The sequence below is a fragment of the Streptomyces sp. NPDC059224 genome (genome assembly GCF_042754285.1).
GTDB lineage: Bacteria > Actinomycetota > Actinomycetes > Streptomycetales > Streptomycetaceae > Streptomyces.
Genome location: NZ_JBHZAN010000027.1, coordinates 62,449 through 77,446, shown reverse-complemented (window position 1 = coordinate 77,446; position 14,998 = coordinate 62,449). Strand labels below are relative to the sequence as shown.

At 71.7% G+C, this 14,998-nt stretch carries 12 protein-coding genes; 5 read left to right on the top strand and 7 right to left on the bottom strand.

Features of this window, described 5'->3' with window-relative positions; all coding sequences use genetic code 11:
* Positions 1-2: 2 nt before the first annotated feature.
* The gene (locus ACFXI4_RS28960; RefSeq protein ID WP_362723194.1) at positions 3-674 is read right to left on the bottom strand and encodes a succinate dehydrogenase; all 672 of its coding nucleotides are present in this window, start codon (positions 672-674) and stop codon (positions 3-5) included.
* Between the two features lie 119 nt (positions 675-793).
* Here ACFXI4_RS28960 and ACFXI4_RS28955 point away from each other — a divergent pair, with 119 nt between their 5' ends.
* Positions 794-1,678: a LysR family transcriptional regulator gene (locus ACFXI4_RS28955; RefSeq protein ID WP_384996414.1), complete on the top strand. Its 885-nt coding sequence runs from the start codon at positions 794-796 to the stop codon at positions 1,676-1,678.
* A gap of 91 nt (positions 1,679-1,769) precedes the next feature.
* Here the strand turns inward: ACFXI4_RS28955 and ACFXI4_RS28950 are convergent, their stop codons facing one another.
* The 3 genes from ACFXI4_RS28950 to ACFXI4_RS28940 all read right to left on the bottom strand — a co-directional run bounded on the left by ACFXI4_RS28950 (position 1,770) and on the right by ACFXI4_RS28940 (position 6,064).
* Positions 1,770-3,914, bottom strand: coding sequence for a putative bifunctional diguanylate cyclase/phosphodiesterase (locus ACFXI4_RS28950; protein WP_384996411.1), 2,145 nt, complete (start codon positions 3,912-3,914; stop codon positions 1,770-1,772).
* The gene (locus ACFXI4_RS28945; RefSeq protein ID WP_384996408.1) at positions 3,911-4,723 is read right to left on the bottom strand and encodes an SAM-dependent methyltransferase; all 813 of its coding nucleotides are present in this window, start codon (positions 4,721-4,723) and stop codon (positions 3,911-3,913) included. The genes ACFXI4_RS28950 and ACFXI4_RS28945 overlap by 4 nt, the downstream gene beginning before the upstream one ends.
* A 369-nt stretch (positions 4,724-5,092) precedes the next feature.
* Positions 5,093-6,064: an SCO0930 family lipoprotein gene (locus ACFXI4_RS28940; RefSeq protein WP_384996406.1), complete on the bottom strand. Its 972-nt coding sequence runs from the start codon at positions 6,062-6,064 to the stop codon at positions 5,093-5,095.
* Positions 6,065-6,806: 742 nt separating this feature from the next.
* On the opposite strand from ACFXI4_RS28940, the gene ACFXI4_RS28935 reads away from it, so the two are divergent.
* The 3 genes from ACFXI4_RS28935 to ACFXI4_RS28925 all read left to right on the top strand — a co-directional run bounded on the left by ACFXI4_RS28935 (position 6,807) and on the right by ACFXI4_RS28925 (position 8,595).
* Complete coding sequence (locus tag ACFXI4_RS28935; protein WP_362732327.1) at positions 6,807-6,935, top strand: hypothetical protein; 129 nt, start codon at positions 6,807-6,809, stop codon at positions 6,933-6,935.
* 31 nt (positions 6,936-6,966) lie between these two features.
* Positions 6,967-7,731 carry a DUF4239 domain-containing protein gene (locus ACFXI4_RS28930; RefSeq protein ID WP_384996404.1) on the top strand — a complete coding sequence of 255 codons (765 nt, stop codon included), beginning with the start codon at positions 6,967-6,969 and terminating at the stop codon, positions 7,729-7,731.
* Between the two features lie 207 nt (positions 7,732-7,938).
* Positions 7,939-8,595, top strand: a complete 657-nt coding sequence (locus ACFXI4_RS28925) for a hypothetical protein (RefSeq protein WP_384996402.1) — start codon at positions 7,939-7,941, stop codon at positions 8,593-8,595.
* Positions 8,596-8,677: 82 nt separating this feature from the next.
* Here ACFXI4_RS28925 and ACFXI4_RS28920 read toward each other — a convergent pair whose 3' ends face one another.
* A complete protein-coding gene (locus ACFXI4_RS28920) occupies positions 8,678-9,619 on the bottom strand; it encodes a hypothetical protein (RefSeq protein WP_384996400.1) in 942 nt (313 codons plus the stop codon).
* 350 nt (positions 9,620-9,969) lie between these two features.
* Here ACFXI4_RS28920 and ACFXI4_RS28915 point away from each other — a divergent pair, with 350 nt between their 5' ends.
* On the top strand, positions 9,970-10,644 hold the full coding sequence (locus ACFXI4_RS28915) for a class F sortase (RefSeq protein ID WP_384996397.1): 675 nt from the start codon (positions 9,970-9,972) through the stop codon (positions 10,642-10,644).
* Positions 10,645-10,675: 31 nt separating this feature from the next.
* On the opposite strand, the gene ACFXI4_RS28910 is transcribed toward ACFXI4_RS28915, so the two are convergent.
* A complete protein-coding gene (locus tag ACFXI4_RS28910) occupies positions 10,676-11,509 on the bottom strand; it encodes a polysaccharide deacetylase family protein (RefSeq protein ID WP_384996394.1) in 834 nt (277 codons plus the stop codon).
* 147 nt (positions 11,510-11,656) lie between these two features.
* Positions 11,657-14,929, bottom strand: a complete 3,273-nt coding sequence (gene lysX / locus ACFXI4_RS28905; RefSeq protein WP_384996390.1) for a bifunctional lysylphosphatidylglycerol synthetase/lysine--tRNA ligase LysX — start codon at positions 14,927-14,929, stop codon at positions 11,657-11,659.
* Positions 14,930-14,998: the final 69 nt, after the last annotated feature.

Sequence of the window (14,998 nt, the reverse complement as noted above, 5' to 3'; positions counted from 1 at the left end):
GTTCAGCTCACCACTCCGGTCATGACTCCCACGGGTACGGCGATGAAGCCGGCCGTGAGCAGCAGTGCGAGGACGTCGGCCGTGGCCTTGAGGAAGCGGTCGCGGGTGCGGCTGCCGACGCCGAGGGTCTGGGCGGCGCTCCAGAAGCCGTGCCGGACGTGCAGCCCGAGCGCGAGCATCGCGACGATGTAGATGACGTTGCCGTACCAGGTGGAGAAGGTGTCCACGACGTTCTGGTACGGGTGGCCCTCCTGGAAGCCGCCGGAGTGCACGGTGCCGGTGGTCAGGTCCAGGATGTGCCAGACGATGAACAGGGCGAGGATGATCCCGCCCCAGCGCATGGTGCGGGTGGCGTAGGTGGCCCGGGGCTTGCCGTGCACGTACTTGGTGGGGCGCGCCCTGATGTCCCGGCGGCTGAGCTGGTACGCGGACGTGGCGTGGGCGACCACGGCGACGACCAGGGCGACCCGGATGAGCCAGAGCGTCCACTCGTAGTGCATGAAGGGTTCGCCCACGGTGCGCAGCCAGTGGGCGTAGTGGTTGAACTCGCCCGCGCCGAAGAAGATCTTCAGGTTCCCGATCACGTGCGCGACCAGGTACAGCAGCATGACCACGCCGCTGACGGCCATCACGGTCTTCTTGCCGACGGAGCTGTCCCACATCGTGCGTGCCATGGACGGCCGTCGGTCCGTCCGCGTTGCCAGAGCCATGGCGACGACGGTAGGGCCGGACCAGCCGATCGGTCCAAGACATGGTCCACCTTGATTCCATAGCCTGGAGCTATCGTTTCACCATGCAGTTCCAACAGCTTCAGTACTTCGTCGCCGTGGCGGAGACCCGGCACTTCACCCGGGCCGCCGAGCTGGTCCATGTCGCGCAGCCCTCGCTGTCCCAGCAGATCAAGGCGCTGGAGCGGGAGCTGGGGGCGGACCTGTTCCTGCGGGCCCGGGGCAACATCACGCTCACCGACGCGGGTGAGGCGCTGCTGCCGCTGGCCCGGCGGATCCTCGCGGACGCGGACACCGCCCGGCACGAGGTGCAGGAGCTCGTGCAGCTGCGCAGCGGGCGGGTACGGCTCGGGGCGACCCCGAGTCTGTGCACCGGGCTGGTGCCGGACGTGCTGCGGGCCTTCCATGACCGCTACCCCGGCATCCAGCTGCTGGTCGAGGAGAGCGGCTCCCACGACCTGGTACGGGAGCTGGCGCGCGGGGCGCTGGACCTGGCGCTGATCGTGCTGCCGCTGCCGCCGGCCTCACCCGCGCTGACCACGGTGGAGCTGCTGCGGGAGGACCTGGTGGTGGTGTCCTCACCGGAGGCGAGGGCCCCCGGGCGGGGGCGGGGCGGGGTACAGGTCTCCGACCTGGAGGGGGAACGCATGGTGATGTTCCGGCACGGGTACGACCTGCGGGAACTGACCGTCGCGGCCTGCCGCTCCGCCGGGTTCGAGCCGAGCTTCGCCGTGGAGGGCGGCGAGATGGACGCGGTGCTGGGATTCGTGCGGGCCGGGCTGGGGGTGGCCGTGGTCCCTCGGATGGTCGCCGCTCGGTCGGGACGGGGGCTGCGGGTGACTCCGTTGGCCCGGCCGGGGCTGCACCGGACCATCGCCCTGGCTCACCGCAGTGACGTGGCCCCGCCGCGGGCCGCGCGGGAGCTGCAGAGGATGCTCCTGGAGAGGTGAACGCACCCGCGCCGTCGTGGCAGATCGCTGTGAGGGGCGCCGGGGTACCCCCGGCGCCCCTCACGGCATCGCGGCCCCGGCCGTCGAAAGCTCAGCCCGTCGCGTCCACCAGGGCCAGGTCGTGCAGCCGCTCCGGGGGGCCCGGGCGGGCGTAGTACCAGCCCTGGGCCGTGTCGCAGCCCAGTATCCGCAGCTGCTCGGCCTGGGCGCCCGTCTCCACGCCCTCCACCGTGACCGCGAGGTCCAGGCTGTGGGCCAGGGAGACGATGCCCTCCACGATCTTGAGGTCGACCGGGTCCGCCGGGAACTGCTGCATGCTCTGGGTGAAGGAGCGGTCCAGCTTGAGGATGCTCACCGGCAGACGGCGGAGGTTGGCGAGGTTGGAGTAGCCCGTGCCGAAGTCGTCCAGGGCGATGTCGACGCCCATCTCGGCGAGCCGGCGCAGGGGTTTGAGGAGATCGTCGTCGGCGCCGATCAGGGCCGACTCGGTGACCTCCAGGCAGAGGGCGTCGGCGGCCACGCCCGCACGCTCCAGGATGTCCACCGTGTCCTGGACCAGTCCGGGGTGGGTGAGCTGGCACGGCGACAGGTTGACGTTGATCCGCAGCGGGCCGGCGCCGTCGTGCTCGCCGTAGCGCTCCCGCCATTCGCGGGCCTGCCGGACCGACTCCTCCAGGACCCAGCGGCCCAACGGCACGATCAGGCCGGTGTGTTCGGCGAGCGGGATGAACCGGTCCGGGCCGAGGACGCCGTGCTGCGGATGCAGCCAGCGCACCAGCGCCTCGGCGCCGCGCACGCTGCCGTCGCCCAGATGCACCAGCGGCTGGTACTCGATGAAGAACTCACCCCGGTCCAGGGCGGCCGGGAGCGCGGTGGTCAGGCCGTGCCGGGTGATGGCGCGGGCGTCGGCCTCCGGATCGGCCAGCTCGAAGCGGTTGCCGCCCGCCGACTTGGCCCGGTACATCGTGATGTCGGCGCTGCGCAGCACCTCGGCCGGGGTGCGCTCGCCCGCCGGGCCCTCCACGATGCCGATCGAGCCGCGGACCATGAGTTCGCGGCCGTCGATGCTGATCGGGGTGACGAGGGCGTTCATGATGCGGTCGGCGAGGTCGTCGACCTCGCGCTGGGTGGCCGGTCCGGTGGTCAGCGCCACGAACTCGTCGCCACCGAGCCGGGCGACCATCTCGCCGGGTGCGGTCGCGCAGGACTGCAGCCGGTCGGCGACCTCCACCAGCAGCCGGTCGCCCGCCGAGTGGCCCAGGCTGTCGTTGATGGTCTTGAAGCCGTCCAGGTCGAGGTAGCACAGCCCGAAGCGCTGGCCCTCACCGGCGGCCAGGGCCTTCTCCAGGCGCTCGAAGAACAGCGTGCGGTTGGGCAGGCCGGTGAGCGCGTCGTGGGTGGCCTCGTAGCGCAGCCGCAGGTTGAGCAGCCGGCGCTCGGTGGTGTCCTCCATGAGGGCCAGCTGGTACTGCGGTTCGCCGTCCGCGTCCCGGAGCAGGGAGACCGTCAGGTTGGTCCACAGGACCGTGCCGTCGGAGCGGTTGAACGCCTTCTCGACGTGGTAGTGCTCGCGGTCGCCCCGGACCAGTTCCTCGTAGAGCCGCCAGGTCTGGGGCGCGTCCTCGGGATGCGCCCACTCCATGACCTTGCGGCCGCGCAGTGTCTGTTCGGAGCCGCCGAACATGCGCAGCAGCGCGCCGTTGACCTGGAGGACGTTGCCCTCCAGGTCGGCGATGCAGATTCCTATCGCCGCGCCCTCGAAGACGGCCCGGAAGCGCGCCTCGCTGGCGTGCAGCGCCTGCGCGACCACGCCCTGGGCCCGCAACGCGGCCTGCGCGATGGCCTCCTGCTCGGCGAGCGTGCGCTCGCGCAGCGCCTGGGCGAACCCCGCGGCCATCGCGTGCTGGATCCGCGAGGAACGCATCCGCAGTTCGTCCTGGGGGCCGTCCCCGCCGCAGTACAGGGCGAGGTAGGCGTCGACGCAGTCGAGGGTGCGGGTGAGCGCCTCGGGGTCGGTGCAGTGCGCGTCGATCAGCGCCGCCCCCACCTGCCGGGCCTCCCCGGCCTCGAAGCCGTGCGCCAGCAGCACCTCGCTCAACCTGCGGGCCAGCGGCAGGAGTTGCTCCTCGAACTCGGGCCGGGTCAGGGACGTCGAGGTGACCGGGAAGACCGCCCGGCTCCAGATCGTCGCGAACCGGCGCAGTCTGTCCTCCGGGCCGTCCGGCTCCGCGCTCACGCCGTGATCCCCACGCCGGCGAATCCGGCGAAGGCATACGGATCCTCGTCCTCCGGCGCCGAATCCGGCCGCCAGTGCGGCATCGGCACCAGTCCGGGTTCCACCATGTCGTACCCCTCGAAGAACCTGGCGATCTCGTCGCGCGAGCGCATGATGAGCGGGTTGCGGATGTCCTTGTACACGTCCACCGCGCTCTCGGCCCGCTCGGGTGGCAGCGGGATTCCCTCGTACGAGGCATGCGTGAGGATCAGCAGGCTGCCGGGCGCGAGTGCCTCACGCAGCTGTGCCACTGTCCCGTACGGGTCGTCCGCGTCTTCCACGAAGTGCAGTATGGCAACGAGGAGCAGTGCCACTGGCCGATTCAGGTCGACAAGACGCTCCACCTGAGGGCTCGACAGGATCTCCTGGGGCTTGCGGAGGTCCGCGGCGACCACGTCCGCCTTCTCGTTGCCCACGAGTACGGCCTGGCTGTGGGCCACGGCCACCGGGTCGTGGTCGACGTACACCACCTGCGCGCCGGGGTGCGCCGCCTGCGCCACCTCGTGGACGTTGCCGAAGGTCGGAATGCCGGAGCCGATGTCCAGGAACTGCTCGATGCCGGCGCCCACCGCGAAGCGCACGGCGCGCCGCATGAAGGCACGGTTGGCCTGCATGATCTTCGGCAGACCCGGAAGGTACGTCATCGCCTTGCGGGCCGCTTCCCGGTCGACCTCGAAATTGTGCGAACCACCCAGGTAGTAGTCGTAGATACGCGAAACACTCGGCACCGAGATGTCGATGCTCCGCGGGGCCCAGGCGGGACGCTCCATGTATCTCTCCAAGGCTGAGGCGATCCGGTGTTCGAGCAGAGGCTACTGATCGCCCGCGAACTGGGCGAGCAGAACCGGAAATTGACCGTCCGTTCCCGGTCATCACCTGGGAATTCAGCGTGCGCTTTGGGGGTGTTCGGGCATTCCGCCGGAAGCGGGTGCGATGCACACCACATCCAGGCGTCCCGCACGGCTCACGCACAGGAGAGGCAGAGCACAGGAGCCCGCCCCCTCCGTGCGGTGCGGAGGGGGCGGGCGGTCGTGCGCCGTCGTGCCGTCGTCCGGGACTCTCGCCGGCCTCTGCCCTCCCTTCCGCGGTGCGCGAACGTGGACCTGGGCGGGGGCGATCAACCCTGGGGAGGTGATCCCCTACTTGCCGGGCGCGCCGACCAGCTTTCCTTCGGGCGAGACGGCGTACCACGTGCCGCCGACGCCCTGACCATTGGTGTCCCCGGCCTTCGAGTCGCCGGAGAAGGTGTAGATGGGCCAGCAGTCGACCGTCATCTGCTTCTGGCCGTTGTCGGACCGGGCGAAGCCCATCAGGCCCTTCTTCTCGATGCCCTTGGTGTCGTTGGTGGCGACCTCCGCGACGGCCGGCCACTTGGCCAGGCAGTCACCGGTGCAGTTCGAGACGGACTTGGGCCACGCCTTGTCCTTGATGAAGCGGTAGACCGTCATACCGTTCTTGTCGACGATGATGTCACCGAGCTTGGCGTCCTTGCGGACGGAAAGACCGGGCAGGTCCGCCAGGGTGGCCTTCTTGCCGTCGGGGGCCGTCGCGAACCACTTGCCGCCCACACCCTGGCCGTTCACGTCACCGGCGTTGACGTCCTTGGCGTAGCGGTACATCGGCCAGCCGCCCACGGTCAGCTGCTTGGTGCCGTCGGTGCGGGTGACCTCGCCGAGCAGCGCCTTGTCGATGCCCTCACCGGCCGAGGCGTCATCCGCGGGCACCGGCGGCCAGGTGGTGGCGCAGTCACCGTCGCAGTTCGACTTGGGGGGGTTGGCGGTGTCGGCGTCGAACCGGTAGAGGGTGAGACCGCTGCCGTCGGTCAGCACCTTGCCCAGATCGGGGTTGCTGGCAACGCTCACCTTGCCCGCGGGAGCGACCACGGCCGGAGAGCCGGAAGCCTGGCTGCCGTCCGCGCCGTAACCGTTGCCGGCGCCGGTGGAGGGGCTGGTCACACTGCCCACGTTGCCGACGCCGGCCGGGGCCGTGGCACCGACGTTCTGGGCCGCCGAGGACGGAGTGGTCACATTGTCCTGGCCGCATCCCGTCGTCAAAGCCAGCACGCCTGCGGCCGTGGCCACCAAAGAGGCGCTCCTCCAGGAGGTCTTCATCTTCAACTCCCCATAATCGCCTGGATATTGCAGCGCCTGTGCGCCGCCGCACGACACCAGGTACGGATGCCGGGGGCCGAAGTGTTCAACGGCCGCACAAATTTCTTCCCGGACACGGCGTCCTCGGCGCACGTCCCGCACGGACGTGCGCTTCGAGCCAAGTGACGGACCGTACGATTCAAACCGGTTTACGCCACCTGTCCCCCGTTCGGGCCAATCCCTCCCCACTCGGGCGTGCGACGGCACGCGACGCCTCATGATCTCGGTCGTGCATGCACCCGAAGCGACCCGACTCGCCCCCGTCCCGAAGGTGTTGGCCCTGCTGACGCTGACCTGGACCCTGGTGGGCTGCCCGGTCGGCACGGCGTCGGCCGACGCCTGCGCCTATGCCTCCACGGGCCCCGACGGCACGTGGGCGGTTGCCGTCGCCGGCGACTCCTGGCCGACTCCCCCACTCTGCCCGCCTCCCGAACCGCCACCGCCCTGCCCCACACCCACGCCCACGCCCACGCCCACGCCATCACCGCCTCCGCCCCCGAAACCGACCCCCACGCCCAAGCCCACTCCGAAGCCCACGCCCACACCGAAACCCGCCCCGAAGCCACCGCCCCCCGCGCCGCCGGCCCCGGCGGCGGCCTCGAGGCCCACGCCCGCCCCGCCACCGGCTCCCCGGCCCGAGCCGAGGCCGACGCCCACCCCGACCCCGCCGCCCAAGCCCACCCCGCGGCCCTCGCCGACCCCGGTGAGCTATCCGCCGTACCACATCCAGTCGACCGGAACGACGGCCCCGAACCGCACTTCTCCGGTCACCTACGTCCTGCTCATCGCCGTACCCGCCATCGTCGCCATCGCCGCGTTCCGCGCGCGCTGACGGCCGGCCCGCTGATTTCTGGAGGCTTCCGTTGCCGGATTGGCTTGTTCTCGTCCTCGCGATGCTCGCGGCCTGTGCCGTGGTGGTCGTCATCACCCTCGTACGGCACAAGAGGGCGGCCGATGACGAGGATCCCTCCGAGACCCCGGACGTCATCGAGTACATGACCATGTGGATCGGCGTCATCTACGCCATCGTCCTCGGTCTGGCGGTGGCCGGGGTGTGGGAGGCCCGCAGCGCCGCCCAGGACCACGTCCAGGCGGAGGCCCAGGCACTGCACGAGATCTATGAACGGGTACGGGTGTACCCGCCCGACGCCCGCGACCGGATCCGGGCGGACGTCGAGGCCTACGCCCAGCAGGTCGCCGACAGGGAGTGGAAGGAGATGGCCGACCACGGCCGTCTCACCCCGCGCGGTGCGGACCTGCTCGCGCGCATCCGTCAGGACGTCACCGACTACCAGCCGAAGACCGACTTCCAGGCGCAGGCCTACCAGCCGCTGGTGGACCAGGTCGCCGCTCTCGACCAGTCGCGCAGTGCCCGGGCCGACTCGACCGGGGCGACCATGCCGAGCGTGGTGTGGTTCGGGCTGCTGACCGGAGCCGTGGTCACCGTCGGCATGGTCTTCGCCCTGCAGATCAGGCGCACCCGCCGCGAACTGATCCTGGCGGGGCTGTTCTCCGCGACCATCGCCTTCATGCTCTTCCTGATCTGGGACTTCGACGAACCGTACAGCCGGGGCATCACCGCGACCGCGCAGCCCTTCCTGAACCTCTTCCCGCACCTCAGGGGTTGAGGGGACCCGGACTCCGGAGGCCCGGGCAGGACATCCGCGACGCGCCACGCCGCGGGTGTCCCCAGGACGGCCCACCGGCATCCCCCGTTCGCACTACTGCGTTCGCGCGCGTGTACGGACCTTCCTAGCGTTCCGAGTAGCGAGGTGCGTGTCCGGCACGAGCGGAACAGGTCCGCGGACAGCTCCTCGGGGACCGGAGGAACCAGCATGCACGCAATACGCCTCGCTTCGGCCGCGCTGCTCGGCATCGGGGCCCTCGTCCTGGGCGCGCCGGCCGCCCTCACGGACGACAAGGCCGACGGGGGCGGTGACAGCGGGCGGCAGGCCTCCTTCGGCGTCCACGTGACGCCGTCCACCGTCTCGGCCGGCGGCCGGGTCAGTCTGCGGCTGGACCGCGGCGAGAGGTGCCGGGGCGCCGCGACGATCACTTCGGACGTGTTCGACACGGTCCGGATCCCGGAGGGACGGGACACGGTGGCGGCCACGGTGGACCGGGACGCCCGCTCACGGACGTCGTACCGGGTGACGGTCGACTGCGACGGGAGGACGGGGTCGGCCGAACTCAGCATCGCGGGCAGCCAGTCGGCGGGAGATGGCCACAGCGGCACGGACGGCCAGTCCGGCGACCACACCGGGGACCGGTCGGACGAGCAGCCCGACGGCGGCGCCGACAGCGGTGTCGACGGGCGTACGGAACTCAACCCGCAGCCCCTCCCGCCCGACCGGGGCGTACGGGCCGGTGCGGGCGGCAGCGTCGACGGGTTCGATCTCCAGGAGATCGGCCTCGGCGCCGCGCTCGTCATGGGCTCGGTCGGCACCGCGTACCGCATCGCGCGCCGACGGGCCGGCGAGACCGGTGACTGATCGCCTCCCGGCCCGCCGCCCGAGCGAGCGGGTCTTCGCCCCGCTCCCGCGCGGGGGCCGGGGCGAAGACGGCCCGCACCGGTCAGAACCGCTTCTCGTGCCGACGGCGCAGCCAGAACCCGCAGCCGGCCAGCACGGCCGCACCCACCAGCCCCCCGCCGATCGCCATGTCGGCCGGGGTGGCGCCGCTGGAGACACTGCCACCGAGGCCGCCCCTGACCCCGCCGAGCACATAGAACGCGTTCTGCCGGGTCAGGGTCCGCCCCCCGTTGCAGCGGACGGTCAGGTCGTACGGGCCCGGGCGGGCATCCCGTTCGATGGTGGCGACACCGCGCGCCATGTCCCCGCCGAAAGGGAACAGCGACGTCGTCCGGAAGGCGCGGGAGCTCATGGAGCCGCTGCGGCAGCCGTTCACGGTGACGGTGAGGCGGGCGCCGCTCATGATCGCCCTGGGCTGGGCGACGATGTCGCGCACCCCTTCTCCTCCCCCGCAGTCGAAGCCGCCGTCGAACCGCCCCTCGTCCCCTCGGCCTCCGCCACCGCCTCCGCCGCCACCACCTCCGCCACCGCCGAACCCGTCGTCGCCCCGTCCGTCGAACCCGTCGCCGCCCCGGCCGCCGGAGTCATTGCCGCCCCAGCCGCCGGAGCCATTACCGCCCGAGCCGCCGGAGCCATTGCCACCCCGCCCGCCGAAGCCCTCGCAGCCCCGCCCCCCGAAGTTGCCCCGTCCGAACCCGCCTCCGCCGAAGCCGTACCCGGGAACGACGACTCCGGGGATCGCCGCGATACCGGGGACGGCCCCCACCCCGACTCCTGGGGCGACACCGACGCCGGGCGCGACGCCGACGCCCGCCCCGGGGGCGACACCGGCCCCGGGGGCGACGCCCGTCCCACCGACGACCGGGGCCTGGGTGTTGGGCGGGCCGCCGGGATTGCCCAGGCCGTCGGCGACGGCCACGGGGGCGGCGGCGCCGAGAACGGCGACCACGGTGCACGCGGCCGCCAGCGCACGTGAGTTTCGCATCTCTTCCTCCGCGGAAGGCGCCCCGGGAACCGTCCCCGGTAGATCGGCGAGAAAGCACCTCCCGCATAGACCCTCAGATGCCTTGAACACGCCCGCATGTCGAGAATGGTCCGTCCTGGTGAGAAGACACGCCGAGCGAAAAGCACACAATCGGATATTGCCGCAGGTCACAGACCGTCAGAAAAATCCTGGGAACGGCAACTCGGATGGCGCACCGGAATGCGCGCGGGCCACCCGTTCGCCCGTTGCCCCGTCGCCGCACGCGCGTGCGGGACTTAGCGTTTTCCCATGCGCGCTGCGGACCTGCGCGCTACGGATTTCGCGGCGGCCGCGTCGAGAGGGGATGGCGAATGTCTGCGTCCGAACTTTCCGAGCTGGCCGAAGAGGAGGAGCGGCGGCGCAAGCGTGCCCCCTGGGGGGTGATAGCGCTCGTTCTGCTGACCGGCCTGGCGCTCATCCGCAATGGTTCCGGGGAGTTCGACGTCGGTCCGCCGCAGCCGGCCTCGGCCGCCGCCCCGGACACCCGTAGCACGGTCCCGGACACCTTCGCCACCGCGCCCGCCTCGCTGCCGTATTCGGCGGCGAACAGGATCAGGATCCCCGCGATCCGTGTCGACGCTCCTGTGATGCCGGTGGGCCTGGACGCGGACGGCTGGGTCGCCGCGCCCCCGCCGGACGACCCGAATCTCGCCGGCTGGTTCACCGGGGGTGTCTCGCCCGGTGAGAAGGGCACGTCCGTGATCGTCGGCCATGTCGACAACACGAAGGGACCGGCGGTGTTCTACGGTCTCGGTTCGCTGAAGAAGGGCAACCGGATCGAGGTCGACCGCACCGACGGGAAGACCGCGGTGTTCGAGATCTACGGCATCGAGGTCTTCGCGAAGGCCGACTTCCCGGGCGACCGGGTCTACGGCTCCAAGGGCACACCGGAGTTGCGGGTCATCACCTGCGGCGGCGGTTTCTCGAAGCAGAACGGTTACGACGGGAACGTGGTGGTCTTCGCCCGCCTGGTCGAGGCCCGCTGACCCGGACCCGGCCGGGCGGCCCGGATCCGGTTCAGGTGCGGCGGCGCGGCGCCGTCAGGTGGTAGCCGTTGTCCAGCAGGTAGGGCAGGTACTCCCGCAGGGCCTGGACGCTCTGTGAGCGGTCGCCCCCGGCGTCGTGGGACAGCACCACGACGCCGGGGCCGGCGCCCTTCTCGATCGTGTCGACGATGGTGCGAGTGCCCGGGGTGGTCCAGTCGGTGCTGTCGACGGTCCAGGCCATGGGCTCCATGCCCATCTGGGCGCCGAGTTGGAAGGCCGCGCGGTTCCAGGCGCCGTAGGGGGCGCGGAACCACTGGGGGCGTTCGCCGTAGGTGTCCTCGATGGCGTCGCTGGTGCTCTCCATCTCGTCGCGGATCTCACGGCGGGTCAGGGTGGTCAGCAGCGGATGCGTCCACGTGTGGTTGCCCACGACATGGCCCTCGGTGGCCATCCGTGCCACCAGCTCCCGGTTCTCGACGATGCACTCCCCGCACAGGAAGAACGTCGCGTGCACGTCGTACTTGGCGAGGGTGTCCAGGATGTGCGGGGTGTAGGCCGGGTTGGGTCCGTCGTCGAAGGTGAGCATCATGCGCCGGCCGCTTCCCGGGATCCGCAGGATGGGTTGCCTGCGGACCTTGAGCTTGCGCGGCGCGGTGGGCGGCGGGCCGTATCCGGTGAGCGGCTGGAGCCGGAAGGCGGAGGACTTGAGCGCCTGCCGGGCCGGTGGTCCGGCGGCCGGGGCGACGGTGCCCGCCGTCTCCTCGCCGTCGCTCGCCAGCACGATCCCCGCGGTGCCCGCGGCACCCAGAGTGGCCGCGCCGGCGAGCAGAAGCCGGCGACGGGTGAACATCTGATCCTTCTGCATGACTCATCAGTCGCCCGGCCGGGCTTGGGCGCACCACTTAGACACCGGTGCGGCGGCACGAAAACACCCGCACGGACCAGCGCGCGGAGCTTTCGGAAAGAGATGGTCAAGTGCCCCTGGCCGGACGACTGTCGGGGAACTTGGGGCTCAGCGGCGGCGCACCAGCGGGAAGGGGAGCGTCTCCCGGATGGTCAGGCCGGTGAGGAACATGACCAGCCGGTCGACGCCGATGCCGAGACCGCCGGTGGGCGGCATCGCGTATTCGAGGGCGTCCAGGAAGTCCTCGTCCAGCTCCATCGCCTCGGGGTCCCCGCCGGCCGCGAGCAGCGACTGGGCGGTCAGCCGGCGGCGCTGTTCGACGGGGTCGGTCAGCTCGGAGTAGGCGGTGCCGAGTTCGGTCCCGAAGGCCACCAGGTCCCACCGCTCGGCGAGCCGCGGGTCGGTGCGGTGCTGCCGGGTGAGCGGGGAGACGTCGGTGGGGAAGTCCTTGTAGAAGGTGGGCAGCTCGGTCCGCTCCTCCACGAGGCGTTCGTACATCTCCAGGACGACGTCCGCGGGCCCGTCGTCGGCGGTGTACGGCACCCCGGTCCGGTCGCAGTGCCGGTGCAGCCGCAGCAGCTCGGTGCCCGGGCCGATCTCCTCCCCCAGTACCTCGGAGATCGCCCCGTACACGGTCCTGACCGGCCAGCGCCCCGAGATGTCGTACTCCCGCCCGTCCCGGCGGGCCACCGGGGAGCCGAGGGCGGCGGTCGCGGCGCCCTGGATCAGCTCGCGGGCGAGGTCGAGCATCACGTCGTAGTCGGCGTACGCCTGGTAGGCCTCCAGCATCGTGAACTCGGGGTTGTGCTTGTGGGAGACGCCCTCGTTGCGGAAGGTGCGGCCGAGTTCGAAGACCTTCTCCATCCCGCCGACGCACAGCCGTTTCAGGTACAGCTCCGGGGCGATGCGCAGATGGAGGTCGAGGTCGTAGGCGTTGATGTGGGTGGTGAACGGGCGGGCGTTGGCGCCGCCGTGGATCTGCTGGAGCATCGGCGTCTCGACCTCCAGGTAGCCGCGGTCGAGGAGGCCCTGCCGCAGTGCCTGAACGGCGGTGGAGCGGCTGCGGACGACGGCGCGGGCGGCGGGACTGGTGGCGAGGTCGAGGTAGCGGCGGCGGACCTTGGCCTCGGGGTCGGTGAGGCCCCGGTACTTGTCGGGCAGGGGACGCAGGCACTTGGCGGTGAGCTGCCAGTCGGTGACGAAGAGGGTGGACTCGCCCTTGTCGCTGAGGCCGGCCCGGCCGGTGGCGGTGATCTGGTCGCCCAGATCGGTTTCGGCGGTGAAGCGGGCCAGGGCGGGACCGGACTCGGCTCTGGTGAGGGCGAGTTGGCGGTCGCCCGACCAGTCGCGCAGGGTCACGAAGACGATGCCGCCGAAGTCGCGGACCAGCATGATCCGTCCGGCGACGGTGGCCCGCTCGCCGTCGCGGACCTCGGCGAGGGCCCGGGTGGGCCGTCCCGTCGTCACCGGGTAGGGGTCGACACCCGCCGCGCGCAGCCGGTCCAGCTTGCCGCGCCGGACGCGGAACTGGTCCGGCAGGCCGGGCTCCGGAACTCCGGGGCCGGCCTCGTCCCCTCCGTCGAGACCGGGCACCGGTGAAGACCGCTGCGCCTCGACGGGCCGCGGTCCGGTCTTCGGGCGCCCCTTTCCCCAGAGTTTGCGCAAGGAGGGTACGGAGACGAAGCCTTCGGCGATTCCGGAGGCGACGCCGATCCGGGCGAGGGAGCCGGTCTCGCCGTAGCAGATGAAACGCGGGTACCACTCGGGGCGGTACTTGGCGTTGGAGCGGTACAGGGCCTCCAGCTGCCACCAGCGGGAGAAGAACAGCAGCAGCCGGCGCCACAGGCGCAGCACCGGTCCGGCGCCGATGCGGGCGCCCTCCTCGAAGACCGAGCGGAAGACGGCGAAGTTCAACGAGACGCGGCGGACGCCCAGTTTGGGAGCGGCCGCGCACAGGTCGGCGACCATGAACTCCATGACGCCGTTCGGGGCGGCGCGGTCACGCCGCATCAGGTCCAGGGAGACGCCGTCGTCGCCCCAGGGCACGAAGGAGAGCAGGGCGAGCAGCCGGCCGTCCTCGGCGAGGGCCTCGACGAGCAGGCAGTCGCCGTCGGCGGGGTCGCCGAGCCGGTCCAGGGCCATGGAGAAGCCGCGCTCGGTCTCGGTGTCGCGCCACGCGTCGGCCTTGTCGACGACCTCCTCCATCTCCGCCTCGGTGAGGGTGGCGTGGCGGCGCACCCGGGTGGTGGCGCCGGAGCGCCGGACCCGGTTGACGGCCTGCCGGGTGACCCGCATCTCCCGGCCGCCGAGGTCGAAGTCGGCGACGTGCAGGATCGCCTCGTCGCCGAGTTGCAGGGCGCCGAGCCCGGCGCGGACGTAGGCTTTGGCGCCGTCCTCGGAGGCGCCCATCACCGCGGGCACCCAGGCGTGCCGGCGGGCCACGTCCAGCCAGGCCGCGACGGCGTGCGGCCAGGCCTCCGGGTCACCCACGGGGTCGCCGCTGGCCAGGCAGACGCCGGCCTCGACCCGGTAGGTGACGGCGGCCTTGCCGCTGGGCGAGAAGACCACGGCCTTGTCGCGCCGGGTGGCGAAGTAGCCGAGGGAGTCCCGGTCGCCGTAGGCCTTCAGGAGCGCGCGGACACGGGTCTCGTCGTCGCCGTGCAGGGCCGCTTCCAGGCGCTGCGAACGGAACAGGGTGGCGGCGGCGTTGAGCAGGGCGAGGGCGCCGAAGAGGCCGAGCAGGAAGGCGACGAACCGGGGCGGGCGGCCGCCGTAGCTGCCGCCGTCGACGAGACCGCCGCAGACCCGGTCGGCCGCCCAGGCCAGGTGCTGACCGTGCGGGAGCGAGCCGGGGAAGAGCGAGACCAGCCCCCAGCCGGCCAGGATCGCCACGACCAGTCCGGCGAGGAGGACACCGAGGGCCCGGCGTACGGCGGCCCGGCGCGAGGCGGCGTAGAACTCGCCTCTGGCCACGATCAGCAGGGCGAGGGCGAGTCCGCACACCAGCAGTGAGCTGAAGGAGTACCAGTCGAAGCCGAAGGCGACGGTCAGGATGTCCGCCAGCACCAGGAGGCCGAGATAGATCACCACCAGCCACCAGGCGACCTTCTTGCGGGCGGCGGTGGCGCCGCCCAGCAGGAACAGGAAGACGGCGTAGGCCAGGTTGGGGCTGACGGGCACGACGACGGCGTTGAGGAAGTGCACGACCGGGCGGAGCAGCGCGCGCAGCGGGGCGATGACGGAGAGCAGGGCGCACAGCAGGGCAAGGGCGCCGAAGAAGGCGCCGAAGGCCTCGGGCACCCAGGTGAGCCGTCCGCCGCGAGGCGGGCGCGGCGGCCGAGCGGTCTCCTTGCCCGGGGCGGGCTCGACGGCGGCACTCATGCTCCGACTGTAGGAAGCGCCCGCCGGACTCGCCCGTCGAGCGGCCAGAGCCCGAAGAGCGGGTGCGGG

What these genes read in the sequence shown, in the direction of transcription:
- ACFXI4_RS28960 (WP_362723194.1), bottom strand. Translation starts at nt 674, where the DNA reads ATGGCACGCACGATGTGGGACAGCTCCGTCGGCAAGAAGACCGTGATG.
- ACFXI4_RS28955 (WP_384996414.1), top strand. Translation starts at nt 794, where the DNA reads ATGCAGTTCCAACAGCTTCAGTACTTCGTCGCCGTGGCGGAGACCCGG.
- ACFXI4_RS28945 (WP_384996408.1), bottom strand. Translation starts at nt 4,723, where the DNA reads ATGGAGCGTCCCGCCTGGGCCCCGCGGAGCATCGACATCTCGGTGCCG.
- ACFXI4_RS28940 (WP_384996406.1), bottom strand. Translation starts at nt 6,064, where the DNA reads ATGAAGACCTCCTGGAGGAGCGCCTCTTTGGTGGCCACGGCCGCAGGC.
- ACFXI4_RS28925 (WP_384996402.1), top strand. Translation starts at nt 7,939, where the DNA reads ATGCACGCAATACGCCTCGCTTCGGCCGCGCTGCTCGGCATCGGGGCC.
- ACFXI4_RS28920 (WP_384996400.1), bottom strand. Translation starts at nt 9,619, where the DNA reads ATGCGAAACTCACGTGCGCTGGCGGCCGCGTGCACCGTGGTCGCCGTT.
- ACFXI4_RS28915 (WP_384996397.1), top strand. Translation starts at nt 9,970, where the DNA reads ATGTCTGCGTCCGAACTTTCCGAGCTGGCCGAAGAGGAGGAGCGGCGG.
- ACFXI4_RS28910 (WP_384996394.1), bottom strand. Translation starts at nt 11,509, where the DNA reads ATGCAGAAGGATCAGATGTTCACCCGTCGCCGGCTTCTGCTCGCCGGC.
- lysX (WP_384996390.1), bottom strand. Translation starts at nt 14,929, where the DNA reads ATGAGTGCCGCCGTCGAGCCCGCCCCGGGCAAGGAGACCGCTCGGCCG.